Source organism: Clostridium gasigenes, from assembly GCF_900104115.1.
Classification (GTDB): domain Bacteria; phylum Bacillota; class Clostridia; order Clostridiales; family Clostridiaceae; genus Clostridium; species Clostridium gasigenes.
Genome location: NZ_FNJM01000010.1, coordinates 16,748 through 34,247 on the forward strand (window position 1 = coordinate 16,748; position 17,500 = coordinate 34,247).

The 17,500-nt window shown below is 27.6% G+C and carries 18 protein-coding genes; 16 read left to right on the forward strand and 2 right to left on the reverse strand.

The genetic code is table 11. The features are described 5' to 3' along the window. The first annotated feature begins 36 nt into the window (after window positions 1-36). From BLS77_RS14130 to BLS77_RS14155, 6 genes are all read left to right on the forward strand, one after another. Entirely contained in the window at window positions 37-870 is an 834-nt protein-coding gene (locus tag BLS77_RS14130) for a cysteine ABC transporter substrate-binding protein (protein WP_089971229.1), read from the forward strand. A 181-nt stretch (window positions 871-1,051) separates the two neighbouring features. After that, entirely contained in the window at window positions 1,052-1,648 is a 597-nt protein-coding gene (locus tag BLS77_RS14135; RefSeq protein WP_242873991.1) for an NUDIX domain-containing protein, read from the forward strand. Window positions 1,649-1,871: 223 nt separating this feature from the next. After that, the gene (locus BLS77_RS14140) at window positions 1,872-2,054 is read left to right on the forward strand and encodes a (2Fe-2S)-binding protein (RefSeq protein ID WP_089971235.1); all 183 of its coding nucleotides are present in this window, start codon (window positions 1,872-1,874) and stop codon (window positions 2,052-2,054) included. Between the two features lie 280 nt (window positions 2,055-2,334). Next, a complete protein-coding gene (locus BLS77_RS14145; protein WP_089971237.1) occupies window positions 2,335-3,204 on the forward strand; it encodes a radical SAM/SPASM domain-containing protein in 870 nt (289 codons plus the stop codon). A gap of 81 nt (window positions 3,205-3,285) precedes the next feature. Continuing rightward, the gene (locus BLS77_RS14150) at window positions 3,286-4,116 is read left to right on the forward strand and encodes an HAD family hydrolase (protein ID WP_089971240.1); all 831 of its coding nucleotides are present in this window, start codon (window positions 3,286-3,288) and stop codon (window positions 4,114-4,116) included. A gap of 46 nt (window positions 4,117-4,162) precedes the next feature. Further along, the gene (locus tag BLS77_RS14155) at window positions 4,163-5,143 is read left to right on the forward strand and encodes an aromatic acid exporter family protein (RefSeq protein WP_089971242.1); all 981 of its coding nucleotides are present in this window, start codon (window positions 4,163-4,165) and stop codon (window positions 5,141-5,143) included. 34 nt (window positions 5,144-5,177) lie between these two features. Here the strand turns inward: BLS77_RS14155 and BLS77_RS14160 are convergent, their stop codons facing one another. Further along, entirely contained in the window at window positions 5,178-6,098 is a 921-nt protein-coding gene (locus tag BLS77_RS14160) for a DUF1002 domain-containing protein (protein WP_089971244.1), read from the reverse strand. A 256-nt stretch (window positions 6,099-6,354) separates the two neighbouring features. Between BLS77_RS14160 and BLS77_RS14165 the strand changes: the two genes are divergently transcribed. Together BLS77_RS14165 and msrB are read left to right on the forward strand one after the other, a co-directional pair. Beyond that, entirely contained in the window at window positions 6,355-6,534 is a 180-nt protein-coding gene (locus tag BLS77_RS14165) for a hypothetical protein (protein WP_207713944.1), read from the forward strand. A gap of 196 nt (window positions 6,535-6,730) precedes the next feature. Next, on the forward strand, window positions 6,731-7,192 hold the full coding sequence (gene msrB / locus BLS77_RS14170) for a peptide-methionine (R)-S-oxide reductase MsrB (protein ID WP_089971249.1): 462 nt from the start codon (window positions 6,731-6,733) through the stop codon (window positions 7,190-7,192). An 88-nt stretch (window positions 7,193-7,280) separates the two neighbouring features. Here the strand turns inward: msrB and BLS77_RS14175 are convergent, their stop codons facing one another. Continuing rightward, window positions 7,281-9,248, reverse strand: coding sequence for a sensor histidine kinase (locus tag BLS77_RS14175; protein ID WP_089971252.1), 1,968 nt, complete (start codon window positions 9,246-9,248; stop codon window positions 7,281-7,283). A 332-nt stretch (window positions 9,249-9,580) separates the two neighbouring features. Here BLS77_RS14175 and BLS77_RS19955 point away from each other — a divergent pair, with 332 nt between their 5' ends. The 8 genes from BLS77_RS19955 to tgt all read left to right on the forward strand — a co-directional run bounded on the left by BLS77_RS19955 (window position 9,581) and on the right by tgt (window position 17,437). Further along, window positions 9,581-10,810, forward strand: coding sequence for a transglutaminase domain-containing protein (locus BLS77_RS19955; RefSeq protein WP_207648695.1), 1,230 nt, complete (start codon window positions 9,581-9,583; stop codon window positions 10,808-10,810). Window positions 10,811-11,115: 305 nt separating this feature from the next. Further along, window positions 11,116-11,982: a DegV family protein gene (locus BLS77_RS14185; RefSeq protein ID WP_089971255.1), complete on the forward strand. Its 867-nt coding sequence runs from the start codon at window positions 11,116-11,118 to the stop codon at window positions 11,980-11,982. Window positions 11,983-12,108: 126 nt separating this feature from the next. Next, a complete protein-coding gene (locus BLS77_RS14190; protein WP_089971258.1) occupies window positions 12,109-12,729 on the forward strand; it encodes a hypothetical protein in 621 nt (206 codons plus the stop codon). A 240-nt stretch (window positions 12,730-12,969) separates the two neighbouring features. Further along, entirely contained in the window at window positions 12,970-13,377 is a 408-nt protein-coding gene (locus BLS77_RS14195) for a hypothetical protein (RefSeq protein ID WP_089971261.1), read from the forward strand. A 163-nt stretch (window positions 13,378-13,540) separates the two neighbouring features. Next, window positions 13,541-14,137, forward strand: a complete 597-nt coding sequence (ruvA, locus tag BLS77_RS14200) for a Holliday junction branch migration protein RuvA (RefSeq protein WP_089971267.1) — start codon at window positions 13,541-13,543, stop codon at window positions 14,135-14,137. 9 nt (window positions 14,138-14,146) lie between these two features. Next, window positions 14,147-15,175: a Holliday junction branch migration DNA helicase RuvB gene (ruvB, locus tag BLS77_RS14205; RefSeq protein WP_089971269.1), complete on the forward strand. Its 1,029-nt coding sequence runs from the start codon at window positions 14,147-14,149 to the stop codon at window positions 15,173-15,175. A 12-nt stretch (window positions 15,176-15,187) separates the two neighbouring features. Then, window positions 15,188-16,213: a tRNA preQ1(34) S-adenosylmethionine ribosyltransferase-isomerase QueA gene (gene queA / locus BLS77_RS14210; RefSeq protein WP_089971272.1), complete on the forward strand. Its 1,026-nt coding sequence runs from the start codon at window positions 15,188-15,190 to the stop codon at window positions 16,211-16,213. Window positions 16,214-16,294: 81 nt separating this feature from the next. After that, on the forward strand, window positions 16,295-17,437 hold the full coding sequence (tgt, locus tag BLS77_RS14215) for a tRNA guanosine(34) transglycosylase Tgt (protein WP_089971274.1): 1,143 nt from the start codon (window positions 16,295-16,297) through the stop codon (window positions 17,435-17,437). Window positions 17,438-17,500 lie beyond the last annotated feature (63 nt).

Below are 17,500 nucleotides of genomic sequence, written 5' to 3' on the forward strand. Positions count from 1 at the left end.
ATATGCTAGACGAGATATTATAAGGGGGAAAATAAAATGAAATTAATTAAAAAAGTATCATCATTATTAGTAATATTAACAGTTGGAGTTGGGGTTTTTGTAGGATGTGGAAATAAAAGTTCTGAAAAAAGTGCAATAGATATTATTAAAGAACGTGGAACAATTAAAGTTGGAGTATTTAGTGATAAGCCACCTTTTGGATACGTAGATGCTAATGGGGAAAATCAAGGTTATGATGTGTTTATAGCTAAAAAATTAGCGAAAGATTTACTTGGAGATGAATCAAAGGTAGAATTTGTGCTTGTAGAAGCTGCGAGTAGAGTAGAGTTTTTGCAATCAAATAAGGTTGATTTAATATTAGCAAACTTCACAGTGACTCCAGAAAGACGTGAAGTAGTAGATTTTGCAAATCCTTATATGAAGGTTGCATTAGGAATTGTATCACAAGATGGAACAAAAGTAACTTCAATAGACCAATTGAAGGGGCAAAAAGTTATAGTTAATAAGGGAACAACAGCTGATGCATACTTTACAAAAAACTATCCAGATATAGAATTAGTAAAGTTTGACCATAACACAGAAGCTTTTGAAGCATTAAAAGATAATAGGGGAGCTGCGCTAGCTCATGATAATACATTATTGTTTGCATGGGCAAGAGAAAATGCAGGATATACAGTTGGAATATCATCATTAGGAGAGGAAGATACAATAGCGCCAGCTGTTAAAAAAGGAAATGAAGAATTATTACAATGGGTAAATGCAGAAATAAAATCATTAGGGCAAAATGGTACTATAAGAGAAGCTTATAATGAAACCTTATTACCAGCCTATGGAGATACAGTGAAAATAGAAGATGTAATAATAGAGTAATTATAGTAGAGAAGTTTTATTAATAATTAATATGGAATATTTTTAATAATTAATAAATTAGTATATAATGATAGTAGAAAAGTTTCAAATGATTAAGGGAAATTTAAATAAATAGAAAGTTAGTATATTTATTTGAATTTCCCTAAACTAAAGAAATAACTATGGAATGGAGATTTTAATTATGGAAAGACAAGATGTTAAAATTAAAAATATTACTACTATTGCAGATACACCTTATTTAAAGATGTATAATGCAGAATATACTAATAAGTTTGGGGCTACTAAGAATTGGTCTATTGCATCTAGAAAGCCTTTAGAAACTATTGAAAATATATTTTTTAATGGTGAAGAAGGTAAAATAGATGCTGTTATAATAGTAGCAACTCATATAGATGAAAATAAATTAGTGGTGATAAAGCAATTTAGGGTTCCTCTAAATGATTATGTTTACGAAATTCCAGCAGGGCTTATAGATGCTGGTGAAGAGTTTGAAACAACTGTAAGACGTGAATTAAAAGAGGAAACAGGTCTTGATTTAGTCAAAATTGATTATGAAAAAACTAAATCAAAGTTATATATATCAACAGGAATGACAGATGAATCAGTAGCATTAGTTTATTGCGATTGTAATGGAGAAATATCTGATGATGACTTAGAAGATGATGAGGATATTGAAGTTAAGTTAGTTTCTAAGGAAGAGGCTAAAGAAATAATAGCATCAAGTGAAAAAATAGATATTAAAGCATTGCTTGTAATACAAAATTTTCTTGCTATATAGTTTTTAAAAAACCTTCAACTTGGAGGTTTTTTTTCTTAAAATAAAATTAATGAACTTTGAAAAAGAAAGTCTTAGAAATTTTAGAAGAGATATGAATATTTAATATAAGTTGTGGAAAGATATTAAATATAAAAAAATAATTATATGAATGATAGCTATTTACAAATAATGATTATTATTTTATAATAAAATTACAAACTAACTAATGATTGGAGATAAAATAATGAGTAATGATAAAGTAGTATGTATTTGCAAAAATATAACAGAAGGAATTATAATTGAATCGATAAAAAGTGGTGCTAAATCTTTAGACCAAGTTAAAGAAAAGACAGGGGCAGCTACTGGTGGATGTAAAGGTGCAAGATGTGGAAAGAGAATAATTGAATTAATACAAGAAAATAAATAATTTAAAAAGCTCTTATAAGTAAAATGTAAAAAACTAGTAGAATCATCCTTTACTAGTTTTTTTTGTATATATATTTATATTTTTAAAAAGAAATATTAAAAAATAACAAGCTAATTTGATGGTCTATTTTAAACTATAGTTACTCAATTAAAAGCATTATTTTACTTTATGAAAAAAATATATTATATTATAGATATCAATAAGAGAGCTTCAAAAAATAACTAGTTATTTTCTTTTAGCTCTATAAAAATTAATAGTACATAAGAATAGGAGCATTTTAATGAGAAAATTTAAAAAAGTATATATAGAAATAACAAATATATGTAACTTGAATTGTAATTTTTGTCCTAAGACAGGAAGAAAGTTAGAATTTATGGAGGAAGAAGCATTTAAACATGTTTTAAAAAGTGTAAAACCATATACAGATCATATATATTTTCACTTAATGGGAGAACCTTTATTAAATCCAAAGTTAGGAAGGTTTTTAGAAATAAGTAATGAATATGGGTTAAAGGTTAATATAACAACTAATGGAACTTTAATAAAAAATGCGAGGGAGGTATTACTATCGTCACCTGCATTAAGGCAGGTAAATATGTCACTTCATAGCTTTGAAGCTAATGAAGATGATGTTGATTTTGATGAATACATAGATAATATTATTGAATTTGTAAAAGAAGCAAGAGATAATACTAATATAATTACATCTATGAGACTATGGAATTTAGATACAAGACATAAGGCTAGTAATTCATTAAATAAAAATATATTTAAAATACTAGAAGAAAAATTTGAACTTAATTATGATTTAAAAGAGACTTTTACAGAAAAGAATAGCACAAAACTATTTAAAGACGTATATTTAAGTATGGCAGAAAAATTTGAATGGCCAAACATAAATATTGCCCCTTCAAATGAAAGAATGTTTTGTTATGGGCTAAGAGACCAATTTGGAATATTAGTTGATGGAACAGTTGTACCTTGTTGCTTAGATAGTGAAGGAAATATGAATCTTGGGAATATATTTGAAACAGAATTAGAAGAAATATTAGAATCTAAAAGAGCTAGTGATATATATGATGGTTTCTCAAGAAGAACAGCAGTAGAAGATCTATGCAAAACTTGTGGATATGTAAATAAGAAAAGATAAGGCATTTTCAAAAAAATAATAAGCCAATATGTAGAACCCATTGACTTGTTATTTTTGCAAATGACTAAAAAGGAGTTATAAATGCAGTTATTCGTATCAGATTTAGATGGAACATTATTAAATACAGATAGAGAAATATCAGTATACTCTAAAAATGAATTAAACAAGTTAATAGACAGAGGTGTTAATTTTACAATAGCAACAGCAAGAACACCTGCAACAGTAGTCGATATATTAGAAGGACTTAATCTTAAGCTTCCGATTACCCTTATGAATGGAGTTTTGATTTATAATGTAAATGATAGAAAGTACATAGACATTAAAGAAATAGAAAAACCTTTAGTCGAAGATATAATTAATATATTTGAAGAGTTTAATAAACAAGTGTTTATTTATGCAATAAAAAACAATCATTTATTTGTATATCACAAAGAACTTATTAATAAATATGAACAAAAATACTTTGATGAGAGGTGCCATAAATCATTAAAAACTTTTGTGAAAGTTGATAACTATAAAGACGCGTTAAAAGATTCTAAAGTAATTAATTTTGTAATTTTAGATGATTTTAATAGAGTTAACAAAATTCATGACAAAGTAAGTAATATAAAAGGACTAATTGCAGAATATCACAAAGATATATACGGGGAAGGTCATTATTTTTATGAAGTATATAGCGATAAAGCATCTAAAGCAAATGGTGTTAAATACTTGCAAAGATATGTAGATAGCAAAGAAATTATATCATTTGGAGACAATTTAAATGATATTCCTATGTTTGAGATTTCAACAGAATGTTATGCTATGGGAAATGCAGTAGAGAAATTAAAGGGAATTGCAACAGCTACTATAGGTGATAATAATAGCGATTCAGTTGCAATATTTATAAAAGATAGAATTTTAAAAAAATAGAAAATAAAAAGATAGGTAGATAACTATATATTAGATGGAGGAAAAAATGAAATATATTTATAATTTAGCTTTCAAAATGGCAGTATCAGCTACGATAGCATTAATAATAGCTGAATTGTTAAATTTAGATTATGCAACAGTAGCAGCAGTGATTGCAATTTTGAGCATTCAAGATACTAGAAAAAAAGCCTTGGTTATTGGTAAAAATAGAGTTTTAGCATGTTTAATAGGACTAGCACTATCAATAATTATATACAACTTTATAGGTCATAATTCAATAGGGTTTGGAGTATTTTTAATAATATTTATACCATTAACTTCAAAATTAAAAGTAGAAGAGGGTATGATAGCTACTGTAGTATTATCAACTCATCTTTTAGTAGCGAGTAATATTACTTTAATTATGTTGAAAAACGAACTGCTTTTAATGTTTATTGGGATAGGTATAGCATCAATAGCTAATTTATTTATGCCATCTCTTGAAGATAGTTTTAAAGATGATAGAGAGCAAATTGAAAATAGTTTTAGGATTATAATTTCAAGAATGAGTAAATCTTTAATTACTCATTCAGTAGATATTTACGAACAAAAACTAATGGATGAAATAGAAGAAAATCTTAAAGAAAGTAAAAATAGAGCTTATAAAATTGTTAACAACAATTTCTTTAATAGAAGTTCATATTATATAGATTATATAAATATGAGAATAAATCAATTTGATATAATTAAAAAAATGAGAATTCATTTTGAAAAATTTTATATGTCATTTGAACAAACAAAATTAATAGCTGAGTTTACAAATAATGTAGCAGAGAATATAACAGAAGATAATGACTGTAAGGAACTTATGAAAAACGTTTTACTACTAAGAGAAGAATTTAAGGGAATGGAACTTCCTAAATCTAGAGATGAATTTGAAAATAGAGCGCAATTGTTACAATTCTTAAATGATATTGAAGAGTTCCTAAACCTGAAAAGAAACTTTGCAATAACTTATATAGACAATAAAAATAAGACTTTAGAATAGTGATTTTTACTACTCTAAAGCCTTTTTATTATATTTAAGTATAATGCGGGTCAACAGCTGAATCCTTAGAAGCTAAGGATTTAAACCAATCACCTATGCCACTTAAGAAATCACCAATACCATCTAGTGCTTTTTGAAAAAAACCACTGTCAGATAGCTGGGTACCTGCTTTATCAAGTGCAGTAGATAGTTGATCAGTAAGATTGTTAAGAGTATCTTTTACTTTACTATAATCTATATTAAGATCTTTTATATCTACCATTAAATTTGTAACATTCTCTTTTTGAGTATCAGATAAAGGGATTTTATAATCTTTAGTAACATCCTGTACTATAGAAGAAACTTCTTCTTCGGTTTTAGGAGCCTTTTTAATTACTGCTGTTTTAACATCGTTAATTACTGCAGCAGCTTCATCAAAACCTATTTCATCAGCTAAAGTAGATGTAGTTTCAATTTCTTTTTGAGCTGTTTTCTTATTTTTTAAAGATAATTCTTTTCCTTGAATAGCTTCAAAGCCTTTTAATATACCTGACAGGGCAGAAGTACCAGTTACTGGAAAAGGAGAGCTAGCTTTAACTTCAGCATTAGTAACACCAGAGGTCAAAAGAGCGTTTGAAAGCATTAAACCTGTTACTTCAGTTAGGTTTTTAGCATCAACTACAATTCCATTATCATTTTTTAATTTTACATAAGAAGAAGAATAGCAACCTCCTTGATAATTAGATTTATCATTAGGATCTAATCCAAGTTGTTTTATAATATCTTCGTTAGTTATTCTATCTATGCTTACGTTATCAGAAGAAACACCAAATCCCTTTAACATTTCTTGCTCTTGAGCATCTGTTAAGTCAGTTCCAAAAGTTACTCTTTCTTTATTTTCAGCTTGTACATTTAAGGTAAAACCAGAAAAAATAAAAATAAAAAGAGTAAGTGTTGATATAATTCGCTTTTTCATATAAAAATTCTCCTTTTAAAAGTTAGGCATTTTTTGAAGATGCCTTATAATTATATTGTACTTTAATATTATTAATTAAACTACTCAAATATTATAGTTTTAAGAATAAATTAAGAAATTCTTATAATGGTGAAATAAAATATAATTTAGTTATAATTATTGTTATTAAATGGTAAAATATAAAGAGAATAATTAAGAGGAGTGGTTTATTATTAATAATTATGATGAGAAGCTTCAAGAGAATAAAAATAAAATAATGGAAAATATAGAATACGGCAGAAGTGTTGGAATTAATAAAATATCAGCAATTTTTGCTATAGAAGATGAAGACAAAGAAGCTTTAGAGAAAGAATTAATAAATTGGTTAATATTAGAAGGCTACAAAGTTTCATTGATTCAAGATGAAATGAAGATATTAGTTATAGAATTAACATGATGTAGACTTTGAAATTTTTTTACAGAAACAGTAAATTTTTGAAGTGATTAGTTATACTACGATAGGTAGTAATAGGATACAGTGTAAGTTTATAATGGATATGTGTAAATGTACTACGGATTAAGGTGGATAAAGTAGAGAATAATAAGGTTATAAAGGAACATCAAAAAACAATATAAAAAGTAGGTGAAGATTAATGGAGAAAAAATATGTAAAGAAAAGTAAAGAAAAATTAAAAGAAGAACTTTTAAAAATTGAATATAAGGTAACACAAGAAAGTTTTACAGAACCACCTTTTGATAATAAATATTGGAATTCTTTCGAAGAAGGATTATATGTAGATATTACTACAGGGGAACCTTTATTTATCTCCACTGATAAATTCGAATCTGGCTGTGGATGGCCTTCGTTTTCAAAACCAATTGAAAAAACAGCGGTTAAAGAAAAGAGAGATACAAGCTTTGGAATCCATAGAACAGAGGTAAGAGGTAGAAACTCTGAAAGTCATTTAGGACATGTGTTTTGTGATGGACCAGAAGAATTAGGAGGTTTAAGATATTGTATAAATTCTGCAGCATTAAGATTTATACATTTTGAAAATTTAGAAGAAGAAGGATATGAAAAATACTTAGAATTATTTGGGGTTTTGGACGTTTGAAGAAGAGGTTATGCTTTTAGCATAACCTTTTTATTTATATGTTTGAAAAATAACAAATCAAGGTGAAATCTATATTTTTAAAGACCACTTACATATAATTTAGAAAATCTGAATATTCAACTTGAATAATATCATGTTTATTTGTATTTTGTAAATTAGGAACATGATTAGGATTTTCTGATTTTTCTATAGGAATAGTTAAAATAAATGATGTTCCTTCATTTATTTTGCTTTCTACTTTAATTGTACCATTATGCATTTCAATCATAGATTTACAAAGTGCAAGACCTATACCACTACCTTCGCTTTTGTTATAGGTAGGTCCATCTACTTGTCTAAATCTCTTGAAAATAATATCAAATTGGTCTTCTGCAATTCCAATACCTGTATCAGTAATAATAACAGTAACACAAGTTATATTATCTAAAACAGTAACTGTAATTGTTCCACTTGGAGGTGTGAATTTTAAAGCATTAGATAATAGGTTAAGAATTATACGTTCTATTTTATCACTATCAACAGGTAAAATTATTTCTTCCACATTTGTATCGAAAATTAAATTTATTTCTTTTTTTTCAGCATAGGCAACTGAACTTAATGTTACTTCTTCAATAACCTCAACAATATTAATTGAAGTTTTATTTATTGAAAAATAGCCAGAATCTATTTTTGTGATATCAATTATATTATTAACAAGTCGCAGAAGTCTAAAACTATTACCTTTTAAATATTTAGTTTTTTCTTTTGCTCTATCGCTGTTGTATATTATTTCTCCATTCTCAGAATAAACATCAAATAATTGTATAGTACTTATTATTATATTAAGGGGAGTTCTTAGTTCGTGAGATACATTTGCAATAAAATTAGTTTTAATAAAATCTAGTTTTTGTCGTTCTTTAAGAGCTTTTCTTTTAAAACAATTTATAACTATACAAATAATTAATAGAAAGAGTGTAATAATAGCTACAAAAGATAAAATTCGAATTTTTCTTTTGCTATAGTTAGACTCTGTATTACCTGCATTATAGTAAACTGTTTTATAAAATTTGTTAGGGAACTTATATAAAGATTGGAGTTCTTCGTTGATAAAGAGTATAGGCCCTTTATGAACTGGATTAATGCCTAAAGTACTTATTGATAAAGAACCCTTTAATATGCTAGATGCATAATCTCCAAGTTTAGTGCCAATAGAAAAACCATCATACATACAAGCTCCAATATTAAATCTAGTGCCAAAGGTTTTAAAGCCTCCGTAAGTTGGATTAGATGTTTTAGAAAAAATTTTTTCAAGGGAACCATAAGGTGTACTATATCTACCTAAATCGTTTTCTGAATACTTTAACCTTATAGGCGAATAAACTATATTAAGAGAGTGTTCCTTTGTTAAAGGCGGAATTGAATCATAAGATTGACCTGCATCTACAACATTATAATATAAAGTGTTATTTGGATCAGATAATTTTTTGTTTATATATTCTTCTATTTTATCAAAAAAATAAGTATCTCTTATAGCTTTACTTATTAAAAAGTTTATTTGAGTAGTATCCTTATGTTGAATAAGTATAGTGTCTAAAAATTCTTCTAAGTTATAAGGTGCAAAAATACCGCCCATATTAGGGCCTATAGGAATAGGATTATCTCCTTCATATCCAAATAAAATTGGGGTAGAGCCAAAGAGCTCAACACCATATTTTTCAAAGAAAGAAGTGGAGTTAGCATCTAGGCAAACGACTAATTTTATATTGTTTTTACTATCTCTAATTAAAGATTTAATATTTGCTATGATTTCATCATCAGATAAACCTAGTGTACTATTTTTGAAAATTTTATAGTTAGGTAAATTATCTTCAATAGATAAACTAAGACCTTCAAATAAAGAACTATGAAAATCAGTCTTATTACATGAATTCATAACAAGAATATTATTGGATGGAATTGCATCAGATACATATTTATTATTATATAAATTAGTATTAGCAAATGATGATATATTAAATAAAAAAGTAATTAAAATTGATAAACAAAATATTAGTAAAAGCTTCTTTATATTAATCATAATTCCTCCGAATGAAATAGTATATAGATATGATATAATTTAAACAACCAAATGTCAATAAATAGATAAAAAACCCTAAATTTGAAATAATATAGAATGAAAATATTCTTAAATTAAAAATGTTTAATCTGCTTGATAAAAAATATCCCAAAAAAAAACAAAGAACAAAATTTAATATAGTTTAATCCTTTTAAGTGGTGTAAAATAATATTAATATAATTTAGTCATTTTAAAAAATAAGAAATCAGGTTTAGATATATATTTTTAAAAATGTCTTAAGGTTAGGGAGTGAGGAAAGTGGTTAATATAATGACAGGTAAATATTGATAATTATGATAAATGGAGCTTTTGGAGTAGGCAAAACCTCTGTTGGCAAAAAGTTAATTGATAAAATACCAAATAGTATGATTTATGATCCTGAAGAAGTTGGTTTTATGCTAAAAAATATTATTATAGATAATGTAAAAAAAGACAAAGAATTAACTGATGACTTTCAAGATTTAGAAATATGGAGGAAATTAGTTGTTGAGATAGGTGGAGAATTAATACTTAAATATAAGAAGAACTTAATAGTTCCAATGACAATAAGGAAAAAAGAATATTTTAATTATATATATAATGGATTTAAAGCCTTAGATGGTCAAGTGTACCATTATTGCTTAACAGCATCGTTAGATGAAGTGTACAAAAGACTTTTAAATCGAGGAGATAATATAGGCTCATGGCCATATAAACAAGGTGAAAGTTGTGTTGAATTATTTAAAGAAAGTTTTTTCAAACATCATATTAATACAGAAGATAAGAGCACTGATGAAGTAGTAGAAATAATATTACAGAAAACATCACAGTTTACAGATAAATATTTTTTAGATGAGTTTTTAGGAGAAAGAACGTATACAATAAAAGCTGATAATTTAGATTTAACAGCACTAAATTCAGCTCATCAAAGAATAAAGAATATAGTGAGGAAAAAACCTTGTTGTGAAGTCATAATAAAAATTAATCCTTTAATTATTCAACAACAATTAGATATAGGAGATTTAAATAAATATTTACAATATACAAAATATATACAAAGTGATCACGTTGAAGTTAATAAATTAATAAAGAAAATAATAAAAGATGAAAAGCAGGAAAATATCATTGTTAAGAAAGCATTGAACTTTACAAGAAATATAAAAAATAATGAAGACTTGCTTAAAAGAATCCATAATGGAGAAACTTTTGGAGAAAGTGTAACAGAAACAATAAGAAATGGAACGGGAACCTGCTTTGAATGTACAAATGTTTTTATTGCTATAATGAGAAATATTGGTATTCCGTGCAAGTTTATTCTAGGTAAAATATCAGCGGAAAACTATCATTCATGGGCAGAAGTATTTATTGAGGAGCAAGGGTGGATTCCTGTTGAAACTCAAAACTATACGAATGATGATATAGAAAATTGGTATTTTGGAATAACGAATAAACATGTTAAAATATTTGAAGGATTAGATTATGATGATATAAATATTAGAATAAATGATATGCAAATAGAAATCAAATCAATAGGGCAGATTTAATTTTAAAGGAATTTTTAAAAAGCATAGTCCATTATCAAAGTAATACTTGTAGACTGAACATATGAAAAAAGTGTTTAGTCTATGAGTTTTTTTATGTTCTTTTTTTTAGAAAATTGAAATAATAATAGTGTAAGAAGTTATTATTTTCTAAAAGTGCTATACTAAATATAGAACTTTCAAGGTATTGTAGAGAAAATGGATTATGAGCTGAAGAAGTCAATAAGATTAAAATCAATAAAATTGAGTAATCACAAGCTTTAAAGAGTTACTGTGAGAGCTAAATGTGTTATGGGGGAGAAAATAATATGAAAGTAGTAATTATGACGGATTCTTGTTGTGATTTAGCAATAAGTTTTGTAAGAGAAAATAAGATTGAGGTAATGCCTTTAATAGTTAACATAAAAGGAGAAGATATTCCTGATGATTTAGGCGAAACATTAGAGAATAAGGAGTTCTATAATGCACTAAGGGGAGGAGATCTAACATCTACAGCTTGTGCAAATACTTTTGAATATATTAAAAGTTTTAAAAAACATGTAGAAAAAGGTGAAGCAGTTATTTATATAGGTTTTTCATCTGGATTAAGTGGATGTATAAATAGTGCTAGTATTGCAAGAGAGACAGTTCTAGAAGAATATAAAGATGCGGATATTACCGTAATAGATTCTAAAAGCGCATCATTAGGTCTTGGATTAATTGTACATTATGGATGCAATTTATTAAATAGAGGATATACAAAAGAAAAAATAGTAGAATGGATTGAAGAAAATAAACTTAAAGTTAATCATTGGTTTACAGTTGATGATTTAAATCATTTAAAGAGGGGTGGAAGAGTTTCTCAAACAGCAGCAACAGTTGGAACTGTTTTGCACATAAAGCCTATAATGAATGTAAATAATGATGGAAAGCTTATTCCTATTTCAAAAGTTAAAGGGAGAAAAAAATCGATTAGAACTTTAGCTGAGATAGTTAAAGAAAGAATTATAGAGTCAGAAAAGCAAGTAATATTTATAAGTCATGGAGATTGTATTGAAGAGGCTGAACATTTAAAGAACTTATTATTAGAAGAAAATAAAGTTAAAGATATTATTATTAATCCTGTAGGACCTGTTATAGGTTCACATTCAGGACCTGGAACTTTAGCTGTGTTCTTTATTGGAGAAGAAAGATAATTATTTTTTTGAAGATGCCTTGAGAGATAAAAAAGTTATTATAAGAGAAATCTTATAATAACTTTTTTTATTTATACTGATTAAAAAGGCTATGAAAGGGAAGAATATGGATAAGGAGTGATGGAAATGAATAGTATAGAAAATAATAACAACAATAATAATGAAAAAAAACCAGTAGATAAAAATAGAATGGCAAAAGTGTTATCAGCTATAGCTTTTTTAGCAATACTTTTTTGTGGAACTTATTTTATCACTGATTATTTTAATAGTCCAAGTAAAACAAGTGCTGAAGATGATGAAAGTGGAAAGGTTGTTCTTAATCAAACACCCCAAGCTTTAAAAGATGATACAATAGTTATATTAAAAACTAAAGATAATATTGATAGTGAAAAAAAAATATCTGAATTAAAAGTTGAATTAGGATTAACTGGTGAAGTTACAAAGGAATCTTTAGCGAAAGCTTTAAAAAGTAAAGGATATAGCGGTGGTGAAATAAACGAAGATAAACTAGTTTTTAATAGACAAAGTGAACATGTTTTAATTCCAAATAAATTTTATTTAGGTGAAAAGGATGGGATGCTAGCTATATTTAAAACAGATGAGAATGGTAAGCCAAATGATATTTATGTGGGTGAAGCTCCTATAAATATTCTTCCAGAAGTAAATCAGCAATCATTAAGAAATTTTGAAAAATATTATGATACTGAAGAAGAAGCACATATGAGGTTAACCGCATATACATCATAGAAAAGGGTTTGAATTCAGTATAAATGAAGATGTACAAATTCAATATAATAAAGAAACAGAGGAATCTAATGTTAAAAGTAGAATTCTCTGTTTTTTTCATATTTAAGGTAAATATGACTAAAGTATAAATATTTTAAGTTAGTAATATTAATTTTTACCAAGTTACATTTGGAGTAAACTAAAAGAAAAAAGGGAATAAATAAAATGTAAAAAGATTTCATTTATTGAGGAGGAATTATTATGAGCCTAAGTCCATATAATGAATTTATTTTAGTTATGCCAAGTGGAGCCGCAAAAGGGTTTAATGATTTAGATTTAGCGAAAGCATGTATAAATCTGTATTATGAAAATAAAATTAAAGAGTATTCTAAGGAAGAAGAATATAATGATTCACAAGAAATGGTTGGTGAAACTAGGTTAAACATTTGTCAACACTTAGGAGTGGAGGAAGGCGAATGTATAGTTTATTATTTAGAAGATTTTTTAGAGAAGTTAAGAGAAGAATTGGTTTTTGATGAAGAAAAAGAAGAAGTTATATCTAAACTATTAAAAGAAAAAATAGATTTTAATATATATAATTTAGGATTAGATGTAATTTTACATGATGTGAAAACTGTTGATATGATAGAACCTTTTGGAGAAATGTAAAAGTGAAATTATGATTAATGGATTTGAAAGAAAATAACAAGACAGCTTGACTTGTTATTTTTTTCTTTTTCTTTAAATCACTAATTTTGTAATGGTTGAATTATTTGGGGTATAATGATAAAATATAGTGTAGATTTACTTTGAACAGTGGAGGAAAAATAGTATGTATGAATATATAAAAGGAAAGTATATAGGTATAAATAAAGATTATGTAATTGTTGAAAATAATGGATTTGGATATAAAATTTTTACTTCAGGAGCAACAATGTCCTCCATGCCTAAAATTGGAGAAAATGTTTTGTTATATCTTGAACAAATAGTAAGAGAAGATTTTATAGGTCTTTATGGGTTTGATTCAAAAGAGGAACTTCAGATGTTTAAAATGCTTATAGGAATTAATGGGGTTGGAGCTAAAGCAACTTTATCATTATTATCAATAAGTAGAATAAATAATTTAAAATATTCAATACTGATGGGTGATGAAAAACATCTTTGCAGAGCTCCGGGAATAGGAAAGAAAACAGCTGGTAGAATTATTTTAGAGCTTAAAGATAAATTAAAACCAGATGAATTAGTTGAAGGCGTAGAAGGCTTTGAGAATATAGATGCAAGTTATGCAAGTGTTATAAGCGAAGTTTTAGGAGCATTACTTGCACTTGGATATTCAGAAAAAGAAGCAGAAAATGCTTTAAAGAAGGTTGATAAGACTGAAACATTGGAGAGTATGATTAAAAGTTGTCTTAAAGTTTTAATGGGATAGGGGTGAGTTATGGAACGAATTATAACCCAATCAGAAATACTAGATGATGTAAATAATGAATTAAGTTTAAGACCTCAGAGATTAAGTGAATATATAGGACAAGATAAAGTTAAAGAAAGACTGAATATATTTATACAAGCTGCAAAAACAAGGGGAGAAGCTTTAGATCATGCCCTTTTATATGGACCACCAGGCCTTGGAAAAACAACTCTTGCAAATATTATCGCAAAAGAAATGGGTGGAGAACTTAAAATAACCTCGGGGCCTGCAATCGAAAGAGCAGGAGATTTAGCAGCTATACTTACAACATTAAAAGATAATGATGTTTTATTTATAGATGAAATTCATAGGTTAAACAGAAGTATTGAAGAAATACTATATCCTGCAATGGAAGATTATGTGCTAGATATAGTTATTGGTAAAGGTGCAGCAGCTAAATCTATTAGATTAGACCTATCAAAGTTTACTTTGATAGGGGCAACTACTAGAATTGGAATGTTAACAGCACCTTTAAGAGATAGATTTGGCGTTTTATGTGATATGCAATACTATACAGATGATCAATTAAAAGAAATAATTATTAGATCTTCATTTGTTCTAGGATGTGATATTACAGAAGAAGGTGCTATTGAAATAGCAAGAAGATCAAGAGGAACTCCAAGAATTGCAAATAGACTTCTAAAAAGAGTTAGAGATTATGCTCAAGTTTATTCAGAGTCATTAATTAGCTTTAAAGAAGCGAAAGCAGCTTTAGAAATGCTAGAAGTTGATGCAGAGGGATTTGATAGAGTTGATAATAAAATTTTAGAATCTATTATAGATAATTTTAATGGAGGTCCTGTTGGGATAGAAACATTATCTTATTTTATAGGCGAGGAACTGGGAACTCTAGAGGATGTTTATGAGCCGTATCTTCTTCAAAAAGGTTTTATAATAAGAACATCAAGAGGGAGAGTGGCAACAGATAAGGCTTATGAGCATTTAGGAAAGATAAAAAGTAAAAAAATAGAAACACAAGAAAACTTTTTTGAAAGTTAGGAGAGAGTAAATATGAAAGTAAGTGATTTTGATTTTGAGCTACCTCAAGAATTAATAGCTCAACATCCATTAGAAAAAAGAGATTCTTCAAGATTAATGGTTTTAGATAAAAAGACTGGAGAGTTAAATCATAAAAATTTCCATGATATTTTAGAATATTTAGGTTGTGGAGATACTCTAGTATTAAATAATACTAGAGTAATGCCAGCAAGATTAATAGGCGAAAAGGAAGAAACAGGTTCCAAAATAGAATTTCTTCTTCTGAAAAGAATAGAAGGAGATAAATGGGAATGTCTTGCAAAGCCAGGTAAGAGAGCTAAAATAGGGCAAAGGTTCATATTTGGAGATGGTAAGCTTAAATGCGTGGTTGTAGATATAGTTGAAGAAGGAAATAGAATAATAGAATTTTCTTATGAGGGTATATTTGAACAAGTTTTAGATGAACTTGGCGAAATGCCACTTCCTCCATATATAACAGAGAGGCTAGAGGATAGAGAAAGATATCAAACTGTTTATTCTAAAGAAGAAGGATCAGCTGCTGCGCCAACAGCTGGGTTACACTTTACCCAGGAACTATTAAAAAAAATTAAAGCTAAAGGTGTTAATATAGCTTATTTAACACTGCATGTAGGTCTTGGAACTTTTAGACCAGTAAAGGTTGAAAGTACAGATGATCATGTAATGCATTCAGAATTTTATTCCTTAACAAAAGAAGATGCTGATTTAATTAATGATACAAAAAGAAAAGGAAATAGAGTTATTTCTGTTGGGACAACTTCTACAAGAACATTAGAAACTATTGGTGACGAAAATGGATTTGTAAAAGAAGATAGTGGATGGACTAATATATTTATATATCCAGGTTATAAATTTAAAGTAATAGATGCACTAATTACAAATTTCCATTTGCCAGAATCAACATTAATAATGTTAGTTTCTGCATTGTCAACTAAGGAAAATGTTATGAATGCATATAATGAAGCAGTAAAGGAAAAATATAGATTCTTCTCTTTTGGAGATTCAATGTTTATACAATAGTTAATCATCTGAAAAAATAATAGACCAATTTTCTAGTCTATTATTTTTTCAAGTGCTAAAATACAAAAGGAAGTGAAGTTTTTGAGTAAAAAGAGATATACATTATTAAAAAAAGAAGGAAAAGCAAGAAGAGGTAGATTTGAAACACCTCATGGAACTATAGAAACACCAGTATTTATGAATGTTGGTACACTGGCAGTTATAAAAGGTGCGGTATCATCAATGGATTTAAAGGAAATAGGATGCCAAGTTGAACTTTCAAATACTTATCATCTTCATTTAAGACCATCAGATGACGTTGTTTATAAGCTAGGTGGATTACATAAATTTATGAATTGGGATAGACCAATATTAACAGATTCAGGTGGATTCCAAGTTTTCTCACTTGCAGGAATGAGAAAGATAAAAGAAGAAGGTGTTTATTTCTCATCTCATATAGATGGTAGGAAAATATTTATGGGACCAGAAGAAAGTATGCAAATACAAAGTAATTTAGCATCAAGTATAGCTATGGCTTTTGATGAGTGTATTCCAAATCCATCAACTAGAGATTATGTAGAAAAATCAGTAGAAAGAACTACAAGATGGCTTGAAAGATGTAAAGTGGAAATAGATAGATTAAACGAACTTCCACAAACTATAAATAAAGAACAAATGCTATTTGGGATCAACCAAGGTGGATGTTATGATGATATAAGGATAGAACATGCTAAAACTATTACTAAAATGGATTTAGATGGGTATGCAATTGGAGGCCTTGCAGTTGGTGAAACACACGAAGAAATGTACAAAGTAATTGATGCTGTTGTACCGCATCTTCCAGAAGATAAACCAATATATTTAATGGGTGTTGGTCTTCCAAGTAATATTTTAGAAGCTGTTGAAAGAGGTGTAGATTTCTTTGACTGTGTATTACCTGCAAGAAACGGAAGGCATGGGCAGGTATTCACTAAGAATGGAAAAATAAACTTAAGGAACGCTAAATTTCAATTAGATGCAACTCCTATAGATGAAGGTTGTGAATGTCCTGCATGTAAGAACTATACAAGAGCTTACATAAGACATATGTTTGTAGCAAAAGAAATGCTTGCAATGAGACTATGTGTTCTGCATAACTTATATTTCTATAACAAATTAATGGAAGATATAAGAGCGGCTTTAGATAATGGTTGCTTTAAGCAATTTAAGGCGCAAAAATTAAAAGAATGGGATGGTAGAGCTTAAGGAATTTGAAAGTAAGTTCTATTGTTTAAAATAATTGACAATACTATGTAAGTAATATAACAT

What these genes read in the sequence shown, in the direction of transcription:
- BLS77_RS14155 (WP_089971242.1), top strand. Translation starts at nt 4,163, where the DNA reads ATGAAATATATTTATAATTTAGCTTTCAAAATGGCAGTATCAGCTACG.
- BLS77_RS14185 (WP_089971255.1), top strand. Translation starts at nt 11,116, where the DNA reads ATGAAAGTAGTAATTATGACGGATTCTTGTTGTGATTTAGCAATAAGT.
- BLS77_RS14165 (WP_207713944.1), top strand. Translation starts at nt 6,355, where the DNA reads ATGGAAAATATAGAATACGGCAGAAGTGTTGGAATTAATAAAATATCA.
- BLS77_RS14140 (WP_089971235.1), top strand. Translation starts at nt 1,872, where the DNA reads ATGAGTAATGATAAAGTAGTATGTATTTGCAAAAATATAACAGAAGGA.
- BLS77_RS14150 (WP_089971240.1), top strand. Translation starts at nt 3,286, where the DNA reads ATGCAGTTATTCGTATCAGATTTAGATGGAACATTATTAAATACAGAT.
- queA (WP_089971272.1), top strand. Translation starts at nt 15,188, where the DNA reads ATGAAAGTAAGTGATTTTGATTTTGAGCTACCTCAAGAATTAATAGCT.
- BLS77_RS14130 (WP_089971229.1), top strand. Translation starts at nt 37, where the DNA reads ATGAAATTAATTAAAAAAGTATCATCATTATTAGTAATATTAACAGTT.
- BLS77_RS14190 (WP_089971258.1), top strand. Translation starts at nt 12,109, where the DNA reads ATGAATAGTATAGAAAATAATAACAACAATAATAATGAAAAAAAACCA.
- BLS77_RS14160 (WP_089971244.1), bottom strand. Translation starts at nt 6,098, where the DNA reads ATGAAAAAGCGAATTATATCAACACTTACTCTTTTTATTTTTATTTTT.
- BLS77_RS19955 (WP_207648695.1), top strand. Translation starts at nt 9,581, where the DNA reads ATGATAAATGGAGCTTTTGGAGTAGGCAAAACCTCTGTTGGCAAAAAG.
- BLS77_RS14145 (WP_089971237.1), top strand. Translation starts at nt 2,335, where the DNA reads ATGAGAAAATTTAAAAAAGTATATATAGAAATAACAAATATATGTAAC.
- BLS77_RS14135 (WP_242873991.1), top strand. Translation starts at nt 1,052, where the DNA reads ATGGAAAGACAAGATGTTAAAATTAAAAATATTACTACTATTGCAGAT.
- ruvB (WP_089971269.1), top strand. Translation starts at nt 14,147, where the DNA reads ATGGAACGAATTATAACCCAATCAGAAATACTAGATGATGTAAATAAT.
- BLS77_RS14195 (WP_089971261.1), top strand. Translation starts at nt 12,970, where the DNA reads ATGAGCCTAAGTCCATATAATGAATTTATTTTAGTTATGCCAAGTGGA.
- ruvA (WP_089971267.1), top strand. Translation starts at nt 13,541, where the DNA reads ATGTATGAATATATAAAAGGAAAGTATATAGGTATAAATAAAGATTAT.
- msrB (WP_089971249.1), top strand. Translation starts at nt 6,731, where the DNA reads ATGGAGAAAAAATATGTAAAGAAAAGTAAAGAAAAATTAAAAGAAGAA.
- BLS77_RS14175 (WP_089971252.1), bottom strand. Translation starts at nt 9,248, where the DNA reads ATGATTAATATAAAGAAGCTTTTACTAATATTTTGTTTATCAATTTTA.